Source organism: Dactylosporangium sp. CA-092794, from assembly GCF_050948465.1.
Lineage (GTDB): Bacteria > Actinomycetota > Actinomycetes > Mycobacteriales > Micromonosporaceae > Dactylosporangium.
Genome location: NZ_CP192044.1, coordinates 12,492,389 through 12,513,179 on the forward strand (window position 1 = coordinate 12,492,389; position 20,791 = coordinate 12,513,179).

Below are 20,791 nucleotides of genomic sequence, written 5' to 3' on the forward strand. Positions count from 1 at the left end.
CGGCCGCGAACCAATGACGTATGTTGCATCCTGATGAGTGAATGACGTATATTGCATCTAGTGTTTCCTGTTGGCAGGCGATTTGGTTCAGCCCAGGACAACGGCGCAGGGAGCGGGGCTCACGCATGGAGTAAGCGTTGCTGCCGATCCGTAAGGCATCAGCAGCGTCTCCAGGGCGAAAAGGCCGACGGCGGCGAGGCGGTCCTGTTCGCCAACCTCGGCACCGGCACGTTCAAGCTGTCCCAGCTCGGGACCAGTACGGCCCGCGCGAGCGGGTACAACGTCTGGAAGAACACCACTAGCACCTTCAGCGGCGTGATCCTGACCGTGGCCGCCGGGCAGACGGAGACAACGGTGATCAAGCCGATCGGAGGCTGAGGCCGGCGGCGTGGGCCAAGCAGGAGTCGCCTGCCTATCGCAGCGGTTCAACGCCCGCACCCCGTACCAATCGCAAGGGCCCAAAATTGCCGACTATGCATTGAAGGAGATCTATATGATTCTCAGGCGCCGCACTACCGGGGCGCTCCTCGGCGTAGCGCTGGCGGCGATAGCCATGGTCGTGGCTACCGCGGTATCGGCCCGCTCCACCACCACACCGTCCAAGCCGGCGCCCCCGGCCGCGACACTCGGCATCTACAAGGGCGGATCGGCTTCTCAGGGACAGCACCCCAACATCGTCAACGAGTACTACGCCTGGGGCGACACCAGCATCAGCGCGTTACTGAACTCGGCTCGTTCCCAGGGAGCGACACCGTTCATCGAGATGGAGCCCTGGACCCAGTCCAGCGCGAGCAATTGCACGGTATCCATGTCCGGAATCGCGAGCAACGCCTCGTCGAACGTCACCTACGAGAAGGCTATCGGCACGGCGATCGCGAACTTCGGGCATCCGGTCATTCTGACGTTTGCCCACGAGTTCAACGTCTCCGGCCAGTACCCGTGGGCGGTCGGCGGCGGCTGCAACACGAGTTCGTCTCAGTGGATCTCAGCGTGGAAGAGTGTTGTCACCAACGTGAACAGCACCGCGGGCCAGAACGCGTACTGGATGTGGGCTCCCAACGCTGACACGGGCGGCTCGACCCAGAGCCCCGCGCCGTGGTGGCCAGGCGGCGGCTACGTCGATATGGTCGGTATCGACGGCTACCCAGACACTGAATGGGGTTCCCAGTTCGGGACGTTCTCCGGTGAGTTCGGCCGGACGTTCAGCGACATTCGCGGTGCCGGCTGGAGCGGGCCGATCTTCATCTCGGAGACAAACCTGGCCCGGCTTGGCAGCAGCGGGTACGAGTCGATGACCGGCTTCGTCAATGACCTGCTCAACGCCGGCGGTTCGGGGGTGCTGGAATTCGAGGACCCGAGCTGGGGCGCGCCGACGATGACCAGCCAGCAATGGACCGAGCTGGACAACGCCATTGCCGCTCACACGGGCGGCGGGGCACGGCCCACGAGCAGCGGGGCACGGCCCACGAGCAGCGGGGCACGGCCCACGAGCAGCGGGGCGCGGCCCACGAGCAGCGGGGAGTGGCCCACGGGCGGCGGGGCGCGGCCCACGAGCAGCGGGGAGTGGCCACCAGGTTCGACTATGGCACCTCCACCAACTACGGGAACATCACCACGGCCGGGAGGGCCGGGATGGGGATGGGGATGGGGATGTTGGCGGTGAACGAGTCGGCCAATCTCTCCGGCCTGGCCGCGTCCACCACCTACCACTACCGGATCGAGGCGACGAACAGTGCCGGTACCACCTACGGCGCCGACAACACGTTCACTACGTCATCGACGGCACCACTGCGCCGGTCCTCTGCTGCGGTCAGGTGTTCTCCGTGAACAAACAACGAGGTAGTCGTTGCCTGGGGCTCCACAGTGGAGCCTGGTACCTGGAAGGTGACGATCGTCGGCCCCGGCCCGATCAACGGGCGCGCAAACACCGTGAGCATTCCTTCGGACGCGTTCCGGCAGCTTCACCACGCAAGCGCCTTCCGTCCGGAGGCTGCACCAGCTCCTGGAACGCATCAACTCCTACCTGATGCGGTTCCTCCGTCGCAAGCTCAAATGGTTGCGGAGCAAGAGAAAGGCTCTCCAGTACTGGAAGAGGACCGTCGCGAGGCGACGAGGTCTGTTCGCGCACTGGGCGTGGGTCACCTCGCTCACGACCGCCTGGTGATCCGGGTGGCAGGAGCCCGGTAAACCGAGAGGTTTACGCCGGGATCTGTGGGAGCCGGAGGGTGAGATCCCCTCCGGCCGCCCGACAAGGCACCTGTCAACGGGAGGTCGTACGTCACCATTCCGGAGACGCTGACGAACTCCACCGACGACCCGATGTGGATCACCTTCAGCGGGAGTTCATGCTCGGGGGCCGGGGGTAGCGTGCGCGTTAACGGCACCCAGGGAATCGGGACGGCCGGAAGCCCGCAGGTTCACGAGAAGCGCCGGGGACTGTGCGGCGGCGAGCTCGATGGTGGGCGGCAGTCCGTCCAGCCGCGCGCAGATCTGTCCGACGGCGTCGGCATTGGACTCGTCGAGCCGGAACTGCGGGAGGACGGCCTGCGCGCGTTCGACGAAGCGCCGGACAGCGTCCAGCCCCGGCGAGCTCGGGCAATCTGGCCGGCTGCCGCGGGACCGGCATGGACGGCCCCGCCAAACGGTCTCCCCGGTCACGCCGAGGGCCTCCCGGCTGGTGGCGAGGAACCGGTGGCCGCCCGGCGAGCACCCTGGGTCAAGACCTGGGCGTGGGCTTCCAGCACACGTGTTCGCAATTGTCAAGCACGACCGGTGCCTCGTGGCCGGCCGCGCGCCTACGCAGGAGGTCGGTGTGGGCAGGCCCGGGCTGCTCGCGCAGCCCGAGCGTGACGCAGATCGCCGGCGCCGCAGCCTGCTCGCGGGTCAGCTGTTGCAGATCGACCCACCACGCGCCGTCCAGGTACTCGCCCGCCAGGGAATGACCAACCCCGATCGCCTACCGGCTCTTGCCGCACCCACCAGGCCCGACGGCGCTGACCAGGCGGGACCGCACGACGACTGTCACAGCGCGGCCACCTCGCGGTGCTACCCTGCGCAGGCCCGCTGGCGAATGGCCGCCCGGTATCGCCGGGACTGTCGCGTGCGCCCGCAGCTCGGACATAGCACCTGGGCGGCGGCTGTGTGAGCCGTAACGGGCGGACCACAACAGCTCCAGGCACGCGTTGTCGTCCGGAAACGACCGTTCAAGCGCCGCGATGCCGTCATGCACAGCCCTGGACATGTCGGACACCACGTGGTCAAGTAGCGCGTTGAATGCTTCTACCGTCAAGGAACCCACGCCGTTCCGGCGGTTCCGCGTCAGCCGGGGCGCAGCGCGAGCAGTACGCCCGACTGGGCTTCTCCGTCGCTGCTCTCGGCGGTGCGGGATCCAGTGGGTCCGGCGCCGACGGTCTGGTCGAACAGGATCAGTCCGTGCCATTGCTGTCCTTCGGCGCTGGCCCGGCGGCTCATCCCGGCCGGGGCGCGGACCCAGCGTCCGGGGGTCCCGTTGGCGGCCATCCCCACGGCCAGGACGAGCTGGCCGCCGCTCGGCGCGCTCAGGCTGGGCACGGTGATGCTCGCCGAGTTGTCGTTGAAGGCGGTGGTGGCGCCGGCAACCGGCGCGGACGGGTCGACGCCGCGATACACGATGACCGCTGACACATGGTGTGTGTATCCGCCGAAAGACACCGCGACCTGGGTGTCGCCGGCCTGTGCGGTGCGGCGGAACAGTACGGTCGCTGGTTGTTCCCATTCCCCGCCGGTGGCTGTCGCGATCTGGGTGTAGCCGGGGGGCACTGAGAATGCGTATTCCTCGTTGAGTTCGACGGCCACGATGATCTGGTCGCCGGCCCGCACACCCGGAGGCAACTGGTGGATGTGGCTGACCTCGGTGCCCGGGTCCTGGACGACGGTGGCGGTGCCGACCTGTGTGATGCGTGCAAGATTGGCGGCCGGCGGGCCGGGCGTTGCCGCGATTGTCGGTGCCGTGTGGGAGACCGCGGACGGCGATCCCGACGCTCCGAACGGTACCGAAGGGGAGGCCGATGGTGGTGGCTGGCCCGCTTGGGCGCCAAATCCTGATGCGGGTCCGGCGGCGGCCGCGAGCGCGGGCGGGCCGGCCGGCGAGTAGTCGCGCAGGAAGGGCAGCAGCGGGTCCTCGGTCGAGCCGGTGTTGCCGACCGAACATCCGCCGGCGGGCTGGCCGGGCCGCCAGCCCCGCACGTCGGCGCCGGCAATACCGTCGGTGAAGGAGGCGTCGAGCTTCGAGCGCAGCTTGCTCACGCGCTGCGCCCAGGTGACACATTGCGTGTCTGCGGCTCGGCCGGGGTCGAAGGCGAGCCCCGGGTCGCCGTCGCGGCTCGCGAAGACCCCGACGTCGGCGAGCACGAGCGGCTTGTCCACGGCCTCGGCCTGGGCCAGCGCGTCGGCTAGGTGCGGCGACGGCCCGGCGTTCATGTCGTAGTCGAGCATCGTGGCCACGTCGACGCCCGGGCTCTCCTCCAACTGGCGCCACTCGGCCGCACCGCCGTACACCGACGGCGCCTGCGTCCCCGAGGCGACGAGGTGGTTGGGGTCGGCGTGATGCAACTCGCCGCCGGCGACGTCGTAGAACCGGCGCAGTTCGGTCGCGCTCGCGGTGCTGCCCGGCGCGCTGATCAGCTCCCACAGGCCCACCGCGGGTTCGTCGCGGAAGCGGGCTGCGACGGTGCGCAGCCAGGGTAGGAACGACTCGGTGTAGCCGCCGCGGTACCACGCGTCGGGGCGTTGCTGGCCGCTCGGGGCGACGTCGTTGTCCGGCGCCGGGCAGTCCGCGCCGCCGCTGGCGAGCACGAGCGTCAGCAGCTGGCCGTGCCGCTTGGCCGCCGCGACGACGCGCTCGACGTCCGCCAGCCGCATCGTCTGGGTCGCCCAGGTACGCACCATCGATCGGGCCGGCAGCCCGCCGAAGAACGCGTCGAGCTGGGCATCGTCCGGTCCCTGCCCCTGGTGACCGCAGCGGACGAGGCCCGGCACGGTCTGCCCGGCGAACCGGTAGTTGCGCCCGTCGAGCACCAGACGATCGCCGCGGCGGGTCAGGAACCCCTCGTGCGTGGGGGCGAAGTTCGCGACCAGCGTCGCCGCGCCCGCCGTGACGGCAAGAGCCACCAGCGCGACCGAGACCCGAACGCCCGCGCGGCGGCGCAGCCGGGCAACCGTCGTCATCAACGTACAACCTCCAACCCGCACGCTGTCCGACACTCGACTATGGCGTATCACGGCCAAGCGCGCCACGACGGATCCACCGTCGACACTATGTCGTTTGTTGTCTACCCTGGATGGCCTCCCCCTCCGGTGTCGGATGTGGGGCTACCGGCGTACGACCCACCTCCACGGCTACCCTCCCCGCCCGGGCCCGTATGCCGGATCATCTGACTGGCAACGTACCTGATGCGGGCAAGACAAGATCTGACCCTGGTCCGCACTGCTGGGGCCTGGCGTGTCGCGGAGTTGCGGAGTTGCGCGCCTATTCAGTAGGCACGTTCCTGTGACGCGGCACACTGTGTCACCGAAAAGCAACATGCTACAGTCGTGATGCTCTACTGAGAGCGAACAGGGCGTCAGCGCCGGCACGCCCGAGCCGGCGCGTCGACGAAGGCGAGGCACGGTGCGGAGAAGTTCGCAGGCCCATCAAGCCCTAGCCCACGCCCCGCCGGTGCCGGACCGTGTCGACGGCCTGGCCCGACGTCCGATGACTCGGGATCGCCCCGCCAAGCCCCCGCCGCTGCAGGCTCGCCTGGTGCAGGCCCCGAAGGCCCGCGCCCTGCCGTTCGCGCCGATCCGGCAGCACCGCCTCGTGAACGGATGGCCGCCAGTGTGGTGGGTCGGCTGCCACGGCGGCGCCGGCGCGACCACCCTGGCGGCGGTCACGGGCCTGGGCGCGGACGTCGGCGGCGCGTGGCCTGTGGCGCCGCCGGGCTGGCCGCCGGCGCAGGTGGTTCTGGTGTGCCGGGCCACCGCGCTGGGCGTGCTGGCCGCGACGGCCGCCGTGGAGCAGTGGCGCCGCGGCGCCGCGCCGCCCGGCACGCGGGTGCTCGGGGTGGTCGTCGTTGCCGCCTCGGCGCGCCGGCCTCCCCGGCGGGCGCTAGAGCGTGTCCGGCTCCTCGCCGGCTGGGTGCCCGCGCTGTGGCGGGTGCGGTGGGTGGAGGAGTACCTCGCGGCCGACAACCCTCGCGACCTCGGGGTGCCGCCGGAGGTTGCGGCTATGCGCCATCACCTGAGCACGCAGCTGGCGCCGGAGCGCGGCCCGGGTCTCGTGACACGGGCCGCGCCGTCCCAGCACCCCCAGCCGACAACCAAGCCGACAGAGGCCAACCGACGCACAGAACGGATACCGCAATGACACCTTCCGAGCCGAAGCCGGCGGACCTGCCCGGACACCTGCAGAACGACATCTACCACCTGCTGGGCCAGGTCAAGACGGCGAGCGCGCTCATCGCCGTCGGCTGTGTCCTGCTCGCGGCCACCAGAGTGATCTTGGCATGGCGCAGCGGCGGCGCGTCCGAGTTCGGCAGGATGGGCTGGATTGCGGTGGGCGGCATTATCATCGGCTCCGCGGCCTCCATCACCGCGTCCATCTTCTCGACTTCCTGATCCGATGGCCCGCAACACGCAGCCCCACTACGCCGGCGCCCGCCCGCCGTGGACCCAACCCGGGTTCCTCGTCGCTGCCGCCCTGATCGGGCTGGTCGTCCTGGCGGGCGTCGTCGTCGTCGCCGCCCCGCGCAACGGCTCCGCCGGCGACGTGGCGGCCCAGAGTGCGACCCTCCAGGAAACACCGAGCACAAGCGGAAGGCAGTCCAATGCGCAACCGCCGGCTGCCCAGCCGACCGCCGTGCTGACGAGCGCGCCGCCGGACGTGACCTGGCAGCTCGTCGGCCAGGTCGCTCTGCCGGTGAGCCCGTCGGCGGGTCCGTTCCAGGTGACCGCCACCACGGCCACGGGCTACGCGCACACGCCCACCGGGTCGCTCGTCGCCGCCGCACAGATCGCCACCCGGGCGATGTCGGTGGGCGGCCGGGACGTCTGGGAGCCGACGATCCTGCGGCAGTTCATGCCCGGAGCGGATCGCGACCAGCTGCTGGCCGGGCTGCGGGCGGCGCCCTCGAAGCAGGCCGAGCCCGGCGCAACGGCCCAGATCTCCGGGTTCCAGTTCTACTCGTATGGCCCCGACACGGCCGTCGTCGGCCTGGCCATCCAGTCGGCCGGGCAGGGCGCCATCGTGACGATGACGCTGCAGTGGCGCGACGAGGACTGGCGGATGGTCGCCCCGCCCGGCGGCTCGTGGGCCTCGGTGGCCAAGTCCACCGACGGGGTTGCCGGCATCGTGCCATGGGGGGCGCGCTGATGTGGGACTGGCTGGATGTGATTCCCGGCGTACAGCCGATCCGGCAGGCGGTCGGCAGTGCGCTGAGCTCGGCGGGCGACTCGGTCGCGAGCGGCACGGTCGACTGGTTCGCCAGGGAGAGCGCCGAGGTGGTCGCGCAGATGCTCCGGATGGTGCTGACGGGCTGGGTCTACGTGCCGCCGAACAACGCGGAGCTCAGCACCGAATGCACCGCCAGCGGCGGGCTGTTCGGCGGCGGCACGGTCTCGGCCAACTGCCAGGGGCCGATCTACTTCATCCAGAGCCACACGTACTTCGTGCTGGCCGCCGTCGCCATCGGGGCGCTGTTCGTCGGCGCCGTCCGCATCATGTGGCAACGCGACGGCAAGGACGCCGCGGCGATGGGCAAGTCGGCGCTGGTGCTCGTGTTCATCCTGGGCGCGGGCATCCCGACGATCGGCATGGTCGAGTCGATGGGCCACACGTATTCGGTCTGGATCGTTGACCAGTCGGTGTCGGAGGGCTGCCCGCAGTACCAGCACACGCAGGATCTGCTGAAGGCGCAGGCGCAGGGCACCGGCCCCGCCGCGCAAAAGGCGCAGCAACAGCTCGACGCACAGGGCCAACACGCCACCGGCCCCGACGTGAACAACCCGTGCACGCTCGGCGACGACCTGCTGCTGCGACGGCTGCCCGACAACAACGTCGGCACCGGCGTGGCGGTGGCCAGCCCGCTGCTGCTGGTGTTCATGGACACGACCCTGATCCTCGCCCTGCTCGTCCAGGTGCTCATGAAGGCCGCGCGCGGCGCCGCGCTGGCGCTCGTGGTGGCGTTCTGGGCGATCATGCGGGCGCTCGGCCTGGGCGGCCGGGGCGGCGACCGGCCGGGCCGGCAGGTCGAGGCGTGGCTCATCACACTGCTGCTGTGGGAGCCGGTGGCCGCCACCATCGACGCGTTCTCGCTCCGCATGGTGATGCAGCCGGATTTCATGTCGGTCGTCTACGGCCTGATCGGGTTCTTCGTCGCGCTGCTGGCCATGCCGACGCTGCACCGGCTCGCCGCGCCGATCACCACCATCGCCCTGGGCGACCTGTCCGGGAATTTCGCCGCCCGGGGTCGGGGCGCCGGCGCGCTGGACCTGACGGCGCGGGCGCTCGGCGCCCGGATCGTCGGCCTGCCTTCGGCCGCCAGGGTCGTGCAGGGCGCCGCGAACGTGGGCAGGGCAGGGCGGCGGATCGTGGCCGACGCCGCCGATCAGAGCGGGCGCCACATTCCCGGCGGTAAGCCCTGATGTCCGAGCCGGCTGGTCACGGGCTAGCGCCCCAGCGCACCTACGGCAACTGGCGGCTGGGGCGCCGCCCGGGGATGTTCGGCCTCGGGCCGGGCCCCACCGCCGTCGCCTTTGGCATTATCGCGCTCGCCTTCCTGATGTCGACTGTGTCCACGAGGGCGGCGCTGTACACCGTCCTGCTGGGCGCCGCGACGCTCGCGCCGTTGGCCATCCGCGTCAACGGCCGCACCGGGCTCCAGGTACTGGCCGCGCGGATGGCCTGGACGTACGGGCGGTCGTTGCGGCAACACGTCTACCTGTCCGGCGTGGCCTCCGCGGTGACCCAGGCGCACACCCTGCCGGGGCTGCTGGCGCAGTCGCGGGTGTACGAGGTGGAGACCGGCCGGGCGGGGCGCATCGGCGTGGTGGTGATCCCGCAGAGCCGGCATTACACGATTACGCTGCGCTGCGCCCCGGAGGGCACCGAGCTGGTCGACCAGTCCGTGATCGACGCCCGCGTCGGGCGGCTGGCGGCGTGGCTCTCGTCGCTTTGTCGGGAGCCGATGCTCGTGCAGGCCCAGGTGACGATCGAGTCGATGCCCGACCCGGGCTCGTTCCTGGCCGGCGAGGTCGAGTCGACGACCCACGTGGACGCGCCCGACCTCGCGCGGCAGGTGCTCGACGAGGTGGTGCGGACCTATCCGGCCGGGTCCGCGCTCATGGCCACCCGCGTGTCGCTGACCTTCCAGCCGCCGCCGCGGCGCTCCCTGTCCCACGAGGCCATGTGCATCGAGCTGGCGGCCAAGCTGCCGCTGTTCCACGCCGGCCTGGTGGGCGCCGGCGCGTCGGCCATCGCGCCGATGTCCGCCGCCGAGCTGGCGCGAGCGGTCCGCACCGCCTACGACCCGGCCTCCTCGCTGGACCTGACCCGGGATACGACGACGACCCTGGACTGGTCGCAGGCCGGCCCGGTGGCCACCCGCGAGGGTTGGGACGACTACCGCCACGACTCCGGCCTCAGCCGCACCTGGGGCATGGTGGAGGCACCCCGCGGGGTGGTGTTCGCGACCACCTTCAGCCGGCTGTCCGAGCCGGAGCCGAGCTTTCTGTGCAACCGGACCACCATCATATACCGGCCCTACGCGCCCGCCGAAGCCGCCCGGCTGGTGGAGAACGACAAGCGGGACGCCCGGTTCACCGCCTCGAAAGGCCCGCGGCCGAGCGCCCGCGAGATGGCCGACCTCGACGCCGCCGACCAGGCCGCCCAGGAGGAGGCCGCCGGCGCCGGCATGATCAGGTTCACCGTGCTGGTCACCGCCACGGTCCGCTCCCCGCGGGAACTGGACGACGCCGCCCGCATCGTGCAGTCCCGCGCCGGTGAGGCCCGGCTGTTCCTTCGGCCCATGTACGGCTGCCAGGCCGCGACGTTCGCCGCCGGGCTCCCGGCCGGCGTGGTGCTCACGTCGCACACGACGATCCCGTTCTGACGGTGGAGAAGGAGACTCGGATGGCTGGCAGGCCGGCCCCGGCGCGGCCGAATCGGCAGGCCCGGCACGGCTTCACCGGGCCGGGCGGCGGCAAGTACTCCTGGGTGGAGCCGCCGACGGAGTTCCGCGGCACCACGATCCAGGTGTGCGGCCTGTGGCCGTTCGGCACCGGCTCTACCACGCCACTGATCGGTGTGCCGATGGGCCGGCACATCTACACGGGCGCGACGGTCTGCTTCGACCCGATCTCGTGGTACACGCGAGCTCGCCTCATCAACAATCCGAGCGTCTACATCGAGTCCGAGCCGGGCATGGGCAAGTCCACCGCCGTGCGCCGCATGGTGCTCGGGCTGGCCGCGCGCGGCATCACGCCGCTGGTCCTGGGCGACCTGAAGCCGGACTACACCGCGCTGGTGGGCGCTCTCGGCGGGCAGGTGCTGCGCATCGGCCCCGGGCTGGACCGGATCAACCCGCTGGACGCCGGGCCGTGGCGCCAGGTGCTGCGCAACGTCGACCCCAGGACCGCCACCCAGGTGCGGGCGGCGATCAACGACCGGCGCACCCACATGCTGCTCGCCCTGGCCACCCTGGCGCGCCGCGGCCCGGTCAGCTCCGACGAAGCGACGCTGGCCTCGGCGGTCCTGCGGTACCTCGGGGAGCGGGAGGGCGACACCCAGCCCGTGCTGTCGGACGTGCTACGGGTGGTCCGCGAGGGTCCCGCCGAGGTGCGGGCCGTGACGCTGTGGTCGGACGACCGGGACTTCGACCGGTACGTCGAGGACAGCGGCAACCTGCAGCGCACCCTGCTCGCGCTGCTGCACGGCCCGCTGGGCGACACCTTCGAGGGCCAGACGACCACCGCGATCGACCTGGACACCCCGGCGGTCTGCGTCGACATCTCCGGCATCGACGAGAGCGACGAGCTGCGCACCGCCGCCACCCTGCTGTGCACATGGTCCTACGGGTTCGGCCAGGTCGAGGCCGCGCACATGATGTCGGACCTTGGGCTGGCCCCACCGCGGACGTTCTTCGCGGTGCTCGACGAGCTGTGGCGGGCCCTGCGGGTCGGCCACGGGCTGGTCGACCGCGCCGACGCGCTGACCCGGCTCAACCGGCAGAAGGGCACCGGCGTCGCGTTCATCACCCACACGCTCGCCGACCTCGAGGCGCTGCCGACCGCCGAGGAGCGGGCGAAGGCCCGCGGCTTCGCCGAGCGCGCCGCGGTGCTCATGGTCGGGCCCTGCTCCGACCAGGAGCTGGACTCAGTGTCGAAGGTGCGGCCGCTGTCGCACGCCGAGCGCGAGGAGGTGCTGTCCTGGTCGGCCCCGCCGTCGTGGTCCACGCGCGACGGCGACGACGTCGTCGGCCGCGGCAACTTTCTCATCAAGGTCGGCAGCCGGCCTGGCATCCCCGTCCACCTGGAGCCGACGGAGATCGAGAAGCGGCTCGGCAACACCGACTTCCGCTGGGCGATGCGCGAGTCGCGCTGAGCCCTTGTCGTATGTTGTGATCCGTGGCTCGCTTGACACCTATAAACAACAAACGCCACTCTGGGAGTGTCGGCTGGAGGAGGCTGGATGAGCGGCAAGGACGACGACGAGGGGCGCATCCTGGTGGGCATCGGCGCCCTGGGCGGCGGCCTGCTGCTGCACGGCGGCCTGCTCTGGCTCGCCGGGCAGGTTTCGTCGGTGCTGTCCGGCAACGGCTGGCCCGACACGTCGCCGCGCGACATCCCGCACATCCTCATCGCGTGGTTCCACTCGCCCGGCACCCCGAGCCGTTTCTGGCCGGAGGCGAGCGCGGCGCTCATCGGCTCGTTTGAGCTGTTCTACGGCATCTTCGCGGCCCTCCTCGTGCTCGCCCTTCCCACCCTCTACGTCCTCGCGCGGTTCCTGCTGAACTGGCGGCGGCGCCGGGGCGTGCGCCGGTTGCGCCTCGGCTTCGCGTCCGGCTGGGAGATCCGCCGGCTGCTCGGCCGCCGCGCGGTGCTGCATCGCGCCCGGCTCGCCCGCCCGATGCGGGCCGGCGAGCGCGGCCTGCGCCCCGAGGAGGTCGGCTACATGCTCGGCCGCGACCTCCGCTCGGGGCGGGAGCTGTACAGCTCGGTCGAGGACTCCATGCTCGTGCTCGGCCCGATCCGCCGGGGCAAGGACGTCCACTTCGTCACGCCATTCACCATTGATGCGCCCGGCGCTTGCATCGTCCTGTCCACCGAGTTGGAGTCCTTCAGTTCCACCTACGCGGCGCGGTACCGGATGGGCCGGGTGTATCTTTTCGACCCACAGAACATGACCAACTGGCCCGACCGAACCCGGCTGTGCCTCGTCCGCGGCGCCGAGAACCCTAACGTCGCCGACGACCGGGCCGCGGTGCTGGCGAAGTACGGCGGCTTCCTGCCCGGCACGGAGACCAGCCACTTCGCCGCGACGGCGGTCATCGTCGTGCTGCGCTGCTACTTGCACGCCGCCGCGCTGCACGGCCGCAACATCTCCGACGTCGTCCGCTGGACCCGGCAACAGACCAGCCCCGAGCCGCTGGAGCTGCTGCGGCAGGCCGAGTCGGCCGGCGTGGCCGCGCCGGGCTGGTCGACCGAGCTGGAGGAGCTTATGCGCACCAACCAGCAGATGCGCACCGCGGTGTGGGGCGCCGTCGCGGGGTCGCTGCGGTTCCTGTCCGACCCGGCCGTGTTGGACCAGTTCTCCCCGGGCCCGGACGAGGTGTTCGATGTCAAGGAGTTCGCCTCCGGCCGCAACACGCTCTACTTCCTCGGCAAGGAGACCGGCGCGAACCCCATCACGCCGGCGGTGCATCTGCTGATGGAGTCAATCTGGCAGCAGCTGCGAATGCTGGCCGCGAAGATGCCCGGCGGCCGGATCGAGCCGCCGGTCACCGTCGAGGTGAACGAGGCCGGCTACATCGCCCCGATGAGCAGCCTGCCGCGGTTCATGGGCCTGGTCGGCAAGTCGTCCATCGCGATGCACGTGTACCTGCGGTCGCTGTCGCACGCCCGGGAGCGCTACGGCGCCGACGCGGTGAAGACCATGTGGGACAACTCGTCGGTCCGCATCATCCTCGGCGGCGGCGGCAACATCGACGACCTCGAGGAGGTCTCGAAGCTGCTCGGCGAGGTCCGCAAGCCCTCCAGGATCACCGACGACGCCGGCAAGCCGGGTCTGAGCCGAATCCTCACTGCCGAGGAGCTCCGCATCATGCAGTTCGGCCGCGGGGTCGTCGTCGGCCGCGATGCCCGGCCGGTCGAGATCGTCCTTACGCCCTGGTGGCGGCGCAAGGACGGCAAGGCCATCGAGGCCGGCAAGGTCCGGACCGAGCAGCTGATGCTGCAGTACGCCCAGGCGGCGCCCGACAACGAGCGGGTGCGCAACTACATTCGGTCCGCCGCCAAGGTCTGGCGGATCACCGATCTCACCGGGAGTACAGGGGAATCGCGAGGATGAACGCAACGCATGCGGGTCCGGCGCGAGCCCGGCGGCTCGGCCGGTACGTCACCGCCGGCACCGTCTTCATGGTGCTCGCCGCGGCGGTGACGAGCTTCTTCGGCCTCGGCGCGTCCGACAAGGCGGTCGCGGGATACATGCCCGCCGCCTGGTTGTTCAGCCGCCAGGTCGGTGAGCTCGGCCGGGTCAACGGCCTCACCGCCAAGGTCGACACTCGGGTGCGGCTCGACGGCACGGCCGGCCACCAGATCGAGGTCAGCAACACCGACAGCCGGCTGGTGTTCCGCGACGTCGAGACCGGCACGGTGTACGCGCTGGACCTGATCACCCTGCAGATCTCGGCGAGCCTGCAGACCACCCCCGGCGAGGGCGTGCAGGTCCTGGTCAACGGCGAGGTCGCCTACATCGTTGACCGCATCCACGGCGAGGTCCGTCAGGTGAACGCGGCCGCCCTCGCCCCGGTCGGCCCGGCCGTTGAGCTGCCGCCGGGCCTGCGCGGCGGCGAGTTCGACACGGACGGCCGCCTGTGGCTCGCGGTGCCGAGCGAGGGCACGCTGGTCGCGGTGAGCCCCGCGGCGAAGCAGGACGCCCAGCCGGCGGTCAAGCCCACGCCCGTCGCCCAGCCCAACCACGACCTGGCCGTCTCCGTGCTCGACAAGGGTGCGGCGGTGCTGGACAGGACGGCGAGCAAGCTGATCACCGTGGACGGCACGAAGGTGACGAACACCGCCGCGCTGACCCTGCCCGGGCCGGCCACGCTGGCGCCGCGCACCACGGGCGACCAAGTCCCGGTCACGGTCGCGGGCAGTCGCAAGGTCATCGTGGTGGGCGCGGACGGCGTGGCCCACACGTTCAGCGTGCCCGGCGGCGGCGGCGACCTGGGCGCCGCGGTCGCTTGGGCTGGCTGGTTCTACGTCGCCGACAACAAGAGCGGCGAGGTGTTCGTGCTCGACGGCGAGGGCGCCCTTGTCGGCGACCCGATTCGGTTCCCCGGCCGCACCGCGATCGAACTTCAGGTGCGCGGCGACCGGCTGTACATCAACGCTGTCGACGGCTCAACCGCCGTCGTGGTGGACACCCAGCACAAGGTGTCCGCGGTCGCCGACAAGTACCCGGTCGACGTCACCGGCGCCCAGCCCACGCCCCCGGCGCCCTCTGCGCCCCCCTCGTCTGCGCCTGCGTCCTCGACGCCCCCGGTGCACCGGCCGTCGGTGCCGGCCCCGCGCCAGTCGTCCCTGCCGCCACCGGTGCGTCCGTCGTCGGCGTCGCCCGCACCCTCGGCGTCCTCCGCCCCGGCGACGCAGCCGCCGCCCACGGAGCAGCCGACCGCAACCACCTCGGCGCCCTCGGCGTCCGCGCAGCCGCCGGGTGGGCCACCCACGGTGACCGCCACTGGCGGCGATGGGACCGCCCATCTCTCGTGGGCCGCGGCGCCAGCCAACGGCTCGCCGATCACCGCATACGCGATCGTGGACAGCAAAGGCAACCCCCTGCAGGACACGGCCGGGCGGCCGGTCACCGTCGCGGGCAACCTGCACACGTACGACGTCACCGGGCTGACCAACGGCACTTCGTACACGTTCGGCGTCTACGCGGTCAACGCCCAGGGCAACGGCCCGGTGACGCGGTCCCAGCCGGTGGTACCCACCGCCGAGGCGACGAACCCGCCTAGCGGCGTCACCGCTACCGCCCAGAAGGACGGTACCGTCACCGTGACGTGGGCGGCACCGAACGCCCAGGGCGACAGCACCGTGACCGCATACCAGATCAGCGCCACCGGACCGGACGGCCCGGCCGGGACATGGTCGGCGCCCGCCGCCACGACGACGTTCACTGTGCCGTCCGGCGCCCTGGCATACGGCACCCAGGTCGCCTTCAGCGTGGCCGCCGTCGACGCCAAGGGCGCCACGTCGAAGCCGTCCGCGCTGAGCGCATCGGTGACGCCGTACACCGCGCCGGCCGCCCCGGGGAACCTGCGCGTCACTACCGCCAAGACGGCCGGCGTGGTCAACGTGGCCTGGGATGCCTCCGCGGGCAACGGCCGGCCCGTCGCGCAGTACCGCGTCGTGTACAACGGGACCGCAGTCGACGTCCGCGGCGGTACCACCTATCAGATCACCGGCCTGACCGGCGGCGCATCGGTCACTGTGACCGTCACGGCGGTCAACGACGCCGGTGACGCGGGGCCGGCGGCGGGGCCCGTGGTGGCCAAGGCGATGGGCGCCCCGAAGCTCACCCTCACCTCGCAGGAGCAGGGGTACACCTGGGTCCGCGCCAACTTCACCGCCGACGCCGGCGGCGGGACCGTCCGGTGCGGGCTGACCCTCACCGGTCGGCCCGCGGTCGAGGGGAGTTGCAACAGCATCACCGTCGGTGGGCTCCGGCCCGGCACGCGATACACCGGAACCCTCACCGTCACCAACGAGGCCGGCCACGCCGACAAGGCCGTCACCTTCCTCACCAAGGTCCTCCGGGGCACGGTGCACTGCGTGAGCACCAACGGCTACTGCGACAGCGGCATCGGCATCTACTCGGCGCCCAAGCAGGACACCGGCGCCGAGACGAACCTGAGCGGCACCAACGGCCAGCAGTACGAAGCCTTCTGCAGGGTCCACGGCCAGGCCGGGAACCAGGCGAAGAACCCGGTCCTGACGGCCGGCCCGTACAACCCCGGCAAGCAACCCAGTGATTGGTGGATCCGCATCGCCGCGGTGCCCAACGACACAGCGCCGCACTACATCCCCTGGGTCTGGCTCAACCTGGACGCCGGCGACGACCTCAACAACCTTCCCAGCTGCTGACGTCGTCGATGACGCTGTCCGACCCCGAACCGCTGAGCCCGGCCGAGGTGCGATCCCTGACCAGCGCGGTCAACCGGATCGCGGCCGGGATCGGCGCCGCCTTGCTCGGCAAGCCGGACCTGGTGCGGCTCGCCGTGACCGCGCTGCTCGCCCAGGGCCACCTGCTCATCGAGGACGTGCCCGGGGTCGGCAAGACCACGCTGGCCCGGGCACTGTCCACAGTGGTCGACGGCCGTTGGCGGCGCATCCAGTTCACGCCCGACCTGCTGCCCTCCGACGTCACCGGCGTGTCGGTGTACGACCCGGCGGAGCGCGCGTTCGCCTTCCACCCTGGCCCGGTGTTCGCCAACGTGGTCGTCGCCGACGAGATCAACCGCGCCTCGCCGAAGACTCAGTCGGCGCTGCTGGAGGTGATGGAGGAGCACAGCGTGACCGTCGACGGGGTGCGGCACCTGGTGCCCGAGCCGTTCCTGGTCGTGGCCACGCAGAACCCGGTCGAGACCGAGGGCACCTATCCGCTGCCGGAGGCGCAATTGGACCGGTTCCTGATGAAGGTGTCGGTCGGGTACCCGGACGAGGACGACGAGGTCGACGTCGTCCGGGCCGCCTGCGCCGGGCGGACGGCGGACGCGCCGGCGCCGGTCGCCGACACCGAGACCCTGCGCGCGCTGATCGGCCTCGCCGCCCGCACGCACGTCGCAGGCGCGCTGTACCGCTACGCGGTCCGGCTTGCCGCGGCGACCCGCACGCACCCGCGCGTCGAGGTCGGGGTCAGCCCACGGGGCGCGGTCGCGCTGGCCAAGGCGGCCCGCGCCTACGCCTGCACCGCCGGGCGCGGCTACGTCGTGCCCGAGGACCTGCAGGCGCTGATCGAGCCGGTGTTCGCGCACCGCCTGGTGCTCGCCGGGGAGGCGCGCCTGGGCGGGGTGACGCCCGCCGAAATCCTGCACGACGTGGTGCGCGAGGTCGCGGTCCCGACGCCGGTCGGCCCATGATCCTCACGCGCCGTGGCGCCGGGGTCGCGGCCGCGGGCGCGCTGCTGACGGCCGGGGGCGCCGGGCTGCGCTACCCGGAGTTGGCCGCGCTCGGCGCGGCCGCGCTGCTGGCGGTGCTGCTGTCCGCGCTGGCCAGCCTCCGCCCGCCGGGGCTGGAGGTGACCCGCGCCGTCGCGCCTCGCCAGGTCATGCGCGGCGAGGCCTGCCGGGTGACGCTCGAGGCGCGCCACCCAGGCCGGCTCCCGTTCACCCTCAATGGCGAGGACCGCTGCAGCGGCCCCGTCGACCGGCGCATCCCGATCCCCGCGCTGCGGCTGCGACCGGGCGAGACCGCCGTGGTGCGGTACCCGGTGCAGACCGACAGGCGCGGGATCATCCGGCTCGGCCCGCTGTCCGCCGGCCGCGCCGACCCGCTGGGCCTTGTCGGGACGCGCCGGTCAATCGGGCCGGTGGCTTCCCTCATCGTGTACCCCCGGCTGCACCCCGTTGCCGCCCGCCCGCCCGGCGTACGGCGCGACGCCGAGGGCGGGGGAGGCCGGCTGCCCCACGGCAGCGTCAGCGTCGACGCGCTGCGCGCCTACGTGCCCGGTGACGACCCGCGCCAGGTGCACTGGCGCTCCAGCGCCCGGCTCGGCCGGCTGGTCGTGCGGGAGCGCGCCGACGCCGGCCGGGCGCGGCTGACCGTCTTGCTCGACGACCGCGCCGAGGTCCACGACGACGACACCTTCGAGGCGGCCTGCGAGGCCGCCGCGTCGACCGTCGCCGCGGCGGTGCGCGTCGGCACCGCCGTCCACCTCATGCTCGCCGGCGGCGAGGTCGTGCCCTCCGGCCGCGCCCTGGGCGCCTACCTCGGCCTGCTGGCCCGGGCCTGCCGGCACCCGGCCGCCGGGCCTTCGGCGGCGGAGACCGGTGGGCGCCCGCTGCCGCCGCTAGCCGGCGAAATGCTACTCTGCCTGACCGGACGGCCCGACGCCACGCAGCTGCGCGGCCTGGTCCGGCCCGGCCGGCACACCGCGACCGTGCTGGCGGTCTTCGGTCCGCAGGATTCGCTGCCCGCCGGGACTGGGTTCCGGCTGATCGTCGCGCGGGACGGGGCGGACTTCGCCCGGCAATGGGACGGCCTGGCATGACGCGGCCGGCCCCGCTGGCCGGGCCGCACGCGACGTTATCGGCCGGGCTGCAGGCGGCGCTGCTGGCCGTGGCCGCCGGGGCGGCCGGTCGGGTGTACGACGGGCCGCTCCTCGCCGTCCTCGTCGCCGGCGCCGCGGCCGGTTCGGCCGGCATCGGCCGGCTGCTCCTAGGCCGCCCACAGTGGACCGTCGCGCCGGTCTCGGTCGCGGCGTTGCTTGGCTACACCGCCGTGGCCGTCTGGTGGACGGCCCGATCCTCGGCCACCGCGGGGCCGCTGCCCGCGCTGCTGTTCGACGCCTTGGCCAGCGGCGGCTCCCGGGTGCTGAGCGCGGCCGTGCCGGTCGAGGCTCGGCCCGACACCGTCGCGCTGCCGGTCGTCCTGGTTTGGGTACACGGGCTGATTGGCACCGAGCTGGCCCTACGCGCCGGCCGTGTCGCCGTCGCGCTCGTCCCGCCGGCCGTGGTGTACGCCGCCGCGCTCGTGTTGGCCGGGCCGCACGGGGGGCCGCAGCCCTGGCGCGCGGTCGCGTTCGTGGTGCTCGCCGCGGTCGCGCTGGCCGCCCCGGCGGTCCGGCTGGCCGCGGATCTGGCGCCGGTCGGCGGCTGCGTGGCGGCCGCGGCGGTGGTGGTCGTGGCGGTGTCGCTCGGCCTGCCGTACCGGCCGCCCGACCCGCGGGGCCTGGTCGAGCCGCCCAGCTCGGACGTGCTCGACGACGAGAACCCACTGGCCCGCATCTCCGGCTGGATGCAGAACCAGGAGCAACCCCTTCTCGACGTCGTCGGCGGCTCGGCCCCGCTCACCCTCGCTGTGCTCGACGACTTCGACGGAGTCGTGTGGCGGATCGACGCCCGATACCAGGATGCGGGCCGGGTGCTCCCCGAGCCGGAGCTGCCGGCCGACGCCGTAGCACCCGCCGGCCCGACCCTCGCCGAGCGCATCACGATCCGGCAGCTGGGCGGCCGGCTCGTCCCGGCGGTGAGCGTGCCGCGGCGCATCGACGGCATCCGGGTCGCGTTCGACGAGCGCGGCGGCACACTGCTCCGGATGGACGGGCCGATCGACGGAGCCAGCTACGCCGTCACGTCGCAGGTGCCCCGCCCGGACCGGGCCCGGCTGGCGGCCGCGGGCGTGCCCAGCGGCCCGGCGGTCGCCCGGCTGCTGGACGCCGGCGGCAACGTCCCGCCCGACCTCTCCGCGCTGGCGCAGTCCATCGCCGAGACCAACGGCGCCGCTTACCAGCGGGCCACGGCGCTGCAGCAGTACCTCGCCAGCCACTATCGCTTCGTCACCGACGCGCCCAGCGGCCACGCCTATCCGAACCTGCGCTTCTTCCTGCTCGGCGACCCGGGTCGGGGCGGCGGCCGTGGTACCTCGGAGCAGTTCGCTGCGGCCTACGCCGTCCTGGGCCGGCTGATGGGCCTGCCCACCCGGGTCGTGGTCGGCTTCACCGTCCCGGCCGGCGGCGGCACCGTGCGCGGCGCCGACGCCCTCGCATGGCCGGAGGTGCTGTTCAGCGGAGTCGGCTGGGTGGCGTTTGACCCGCTGCCGCCGGCCGGGACGCAGCCGCTCTCCGTACCGCAGGATCTCCGGCCCTCACCCTCACCGTCGCCGTCCCGCGCCCCGTCGCCCACGCCGTCGGCCGCGCGCAGTCCAACGCCCCCCGCCCCGCCGGCCATCTCCGGCCCGGCCGCCCGTCCGGCGGACACCGGCGGCCGCGCGGCGTCGCCGTCCTGGCCGTGGCTCGCTGCCGGGCTCTTGCTCGGCATCCCGCTCGCGGTGGCCGGGGCCCGCCGCGCGCAGACCGGGCGGCGGCTGCGCGCCGGCCCCGCACCCGCGCGCGTCCGCGGCGCTTGGCTGGAGGTCCTCGACGCGCTACGACTGGCCGGGCTGCCCCCGGCCGGGCACCTGCCGGCGACCGCCGTCCCGCCGCGCTCCCTGGACGGCGGATCCCTGCCGTCGGTTGCCGGCCTCGCCGAGCTGGTCAACGCGGATGCGTTCGCCCCCGGCGGCCTCGACGAGCAGGACCCGGCCGCGGCCGGCGCGGTGTGGCAGGCCCTACGGTACACCGCCGCCTTGCGCCGTGGCGGCCCGTGGTGGCGGCGGGCCTCCTGGCCGGTTCACCCGGGCCCACTGCTCTGGCGCCACGGCCTACTCCGGCGGGCCCTTCGCCGCGGCGTCCGGCGGGAGTAGTCCGCCAACGTGGCGTTGCGGGCGTTCAGCACCGCCGCACCACCAGCCGGTCCTGGCTACCCTCGAGGTGGGCCGAGTTGGCCGGGCCGACAGG

The 20,791-nt window shown here is 72.5% G+C and carries 15 protein-coding genes; 14 read left to right on the forward strand and 1 reads right to left on the reverse strand.

Features of this window, described 5'->3' with window-relative positions:
* Positions 1-60 precede the first annotated feature (60 nt).
* The 3 genes from ACQPXD_RS54205 (at position 61) to ACQPXD_RS54215 (ending at position 1,827) form a co-directional block, all read left to right on the forward strand.
* Positions 61-378 (forward strand): hypothetical protein, encoded by a 318-nt coding sequence (locus ACQPXD_RS54205; RefSeq protein ID WP_432844380.1) that lies wholly within the window; start codon positions 61-63, stop codon positions 376-378.
* 115 nt (positions 379-493) lie between these two features.
* A complete protein-coding gene (locus ACQPXD_RS54210; RefSeq protein ID WP_432832712.1) occupies positions 494-1,663 on the forward strand; it encodes a glycosyl hydrolase in 1,170 nt (389 codons plus the stop codon).
* Positions 1,660-1,827 (forward strand): hypothetical protein, encoded by a 168-nt coding sequence (locus ACQPXD_RS54215; protein WP_432832714.1) that lies wholly within the window; start codon positions 1,660-1,662, stop codon positions 1,825-1,827. Before ACQPXD_RS54210 ends, ACQPXD_RS54215 begins: the two co-directional genes overlap by 4 nt.
* A 1,491-nt stretch (positions 1,828-3,318) precedes the next feature.
* On the opposite strand, the gene ACQPXD_RS54220 is transcribed toward ACQPXD_RS54215, so the two are convergent.
* Positions 3,319-5,205 (reverse strand): hypothetical protein, encoded by a 1,887-nt coding sequence (locus tag ACQPXD_RS54220; RefSeq protein ID WP_432832716.1) that lies wholly within the window; start codon positions 5,203-5,205, stop codon positions 3,319-3,321.
* A gap of 574 nt (positions 5,206-5,779) precedes the next feature.
* Between ACQPXD_RS54220 and ACQPXD_RS54225 the strand changes: the two genes are divergently transcribed.
* From ACQPXD_RS54225 to ACQPXD_RS54275, 11 genes are all read left to right on the forward strand, one after another.
* The gene (locus ACQPXD_RS54225; RefSeq protein ID WP_432832718.1) at positions 5,780-6,382 is read left to right on the forward strand and encodes a hypothetical protein; all 603 of its coding nucleotides are present in this window, start codon (positions 5,780-5,782) and stop codon (positions 6,380-6,382) included.
* A complete protein-coding gene (locus ACQPXD_RS54230; protein ID WP_432832719.1) occupies positions 6,379-6,633 on the forward strand; it encodes a hypothetical protein in 255 nt (84 codons plus the stop codon). The genes ACQPXD_RS54225 and ACQPXD_RS54230 overlap by 4 nt, the downstream gene beginning before the upstream one ends.
* A 4-nt stretch (positions 6,634-6,637) precedes the next feature.
* Positions 6,638-7,387 carry a hypothetical protein gene (locus ACQPXD_RS54235; protein WP_432832721.1) on the forward strand — a complete coding sequence of 250 codons (750 nt, stop codon included), beginning with the start codon at positions 6,638-6,640 and terminating at the stop codon, positions 7,385-7,387.
* Positions 7,372-8,658 (forward strand): hypothetical protein, encoded by a 1,287-nt coding sequence (locus ACQPXD_RS54240; RefSeq protein WP_432832723.1) that lies wholly within the window; start codon positions 7,372-7,374, stop codon positions 8,656-8,658. Before ACQPXD_RS54235 ends, ACQPXD_RS54240 begins: the two co-directional genes overlap by 16 nt.
* Complete coding sequence (locus ACQPXD_RS54245; protein WP_432832725.1) at positions 8,658-10,124, forward strand: SCO6880 family protein; 1,467 nt, start codon at positions 8,658-8,660, stop codon at positions 10,122-10,124. The genes ACQPXD_RS54240 and ACQPXD_RS54245 overlap by 1 nt, the downstream gene beginning before the upstream one ends.
* A 20-nt stretch (positions 10,125-10,144) precedes the next feature.
* On the forward strand, positions 10,145-11,614 hold the full coding sequence (locus ACQPXD_RS54250) for an ATP/GTP-binding protein (RefSeq protein WP_432832727.1): 1,470 nt from the start codon (positions 10,145-10,147) through the stop codon (positions 11,612-11,614).
* Positions 11,615-11,701: 87 nt separating this feature from the next.
* Positions 11,702-13,579: a type IV secretory system conjugative DNA transfer family protein gene (locus ACQPXD_RS54255; RefSeq protein WP_432832729.1), complete on the forward strand. Its 1,878-nt coding sequence runs from the start codon at positions 11,702-11,704 to the stop codon at positions 13,577-13,579.
* Complete coding sequence (locus ACQPXD_RS54260; protein ID WP_432832731.1) at positions 13,576-16,380, forward strand: fibronectin type III domain-containing protein; 2,805 nt, start codon at positions 13,576-13,578, stop codon at positions 16,378-16,380. Before ACQPXD_RS54255 ends, ACQPXD_RS54260 begins: the two co-directional genes overlap by 4 nt.
* 14 nt (positions 16,381-16,394) lie before the next feature.
* The gene (locus tag ACQPXD_RS54265) at positions 16,395-17,375 is read left to right on the forward strand and encodes an AAA family ATPase (RefSeq protein WP_432844310.1); all 981 of its coding nucleotides are present in this window, start codon (positions 16,395-16,397) and stop codon (positions 17,373-17,375) included.
* Positions 17,372-18,505: a DUF58 domain-containing protein gene (locus tag ACQPXD_RS54270; RefSeq protein WP_432832733.1), complete on the forward strand. Its 1,134-nt coding sequence runs from the start codon at positions 17,372-17,374 to the stop codon at positions 18,503-18,505. The genes ACQPXD_RS54265 and ACQPXD_RS54270 overlap by 4 nt, the downstream gene beginning before the upstream one ends.
* The gene (locus ACQPXD_RS54275; protein ID WP_432832735.1) at positions 18,502-20,697 is read left to right on the forward strand and encodes a transglutaminaseTgpA domain-containing protein; all 2,196 of its coding nucleotides are present in this window, start codon (positions 18,502-18,504) and stop codon (positions 20,695-20,697) included. The genes ACQPXD_RS54270 and ACQPXD_RS54275 overlap by 4 nt, the downstream gene beginning before the upstream one ends.
* The last annotated feature ends 94 nt before the right edge of the window (positions 20,698-20,791 follow it).

Excerpts from the sequence above, each read along its gene's own strand:
- ACQPXD_RS54270 (WP_432832733.1), top strand. The coding sequence starts at position 17,372 with ATGATCCTCACGCGCCGTGGCGCCGGGGTCGCGGCCGCGGGCGCGCTG.
- ACQPXD_RS54250 (WP_432832727.1), top strand. The coding sequence starts at position 10,145 with ATGGCTGGCAGGCCGGCCCCGGCGCGGCCGAATCGGCAGGCCCGGCAC.
- ACQPXD_RS54255 (WP_432832729.1), top strand. The coding sequence starts at position 11,702 with ATGAGCGGCAAGGACGACGACGAGGGGCGCATCCTGGTGGGCATCGGC.
- ACQPXD_RS54245 (WP_432832725.1), top strand. The coding sequence starts at position 8,658 with ATGTCCGAGCCGGCTGGTCACGGGCTAGCGCCCCAGCGCACCTACGGC.
- ACQPXD_RS54220 (WP_432832716.1), bottom strand. The coding sequence starts at position 5,205 with ATGACGACGGTTGCCCGGCTGCGCCGCCGCGCGGGCGTTCGGGTCTCG.
- ACQPXD_RS54240 (WP_432832723.1), top strand. The coding sequence starts at position 7,372 with ATGGGGGGCGCGCTGATGTGGGACTGGCTGGATGTGATTCCCGGCGTA.
- ACQPXD_RS54260 (WP_432832731.1), top strand. The coding sequence starts at position 13,576 with ATGAACGCAACGCATGCGGGTCCGGCGCGAGCCCGGCGGCTCGGCCGG.
- ACQPXD_RS54235 (WP_432832721.1), top strand. The coding sequence starts at position 6,638 with ATGGCCCGCAACACGCAGCCCCACTACGCCGGCGCCCGCCCGCCGTGG.
- ACQPXD_RS54210 (WP_432832712.1), top strand. The coding sequence starts at position 494 with ATGATTCTCAGGCGCCGCACTACCGGGGCGCTCCTCGGCGTAGCGCTG.
- ACQPXD_RS54230 (WP_432832719.1), top strand. The coding sequence starts at position 6,379 with ATGACACCTTCCGAGCCGAAGCCGGCGGACCTGCCCGGACACCTGCAG.
- ACQPXD_RS54275 (WP_432832735.1), top strand. The coding sequence starts at position 18,502 with ATGACGCGGCCGGCCCCGCTGGCCGGGCCGCACGCGACGTTATCGGCC.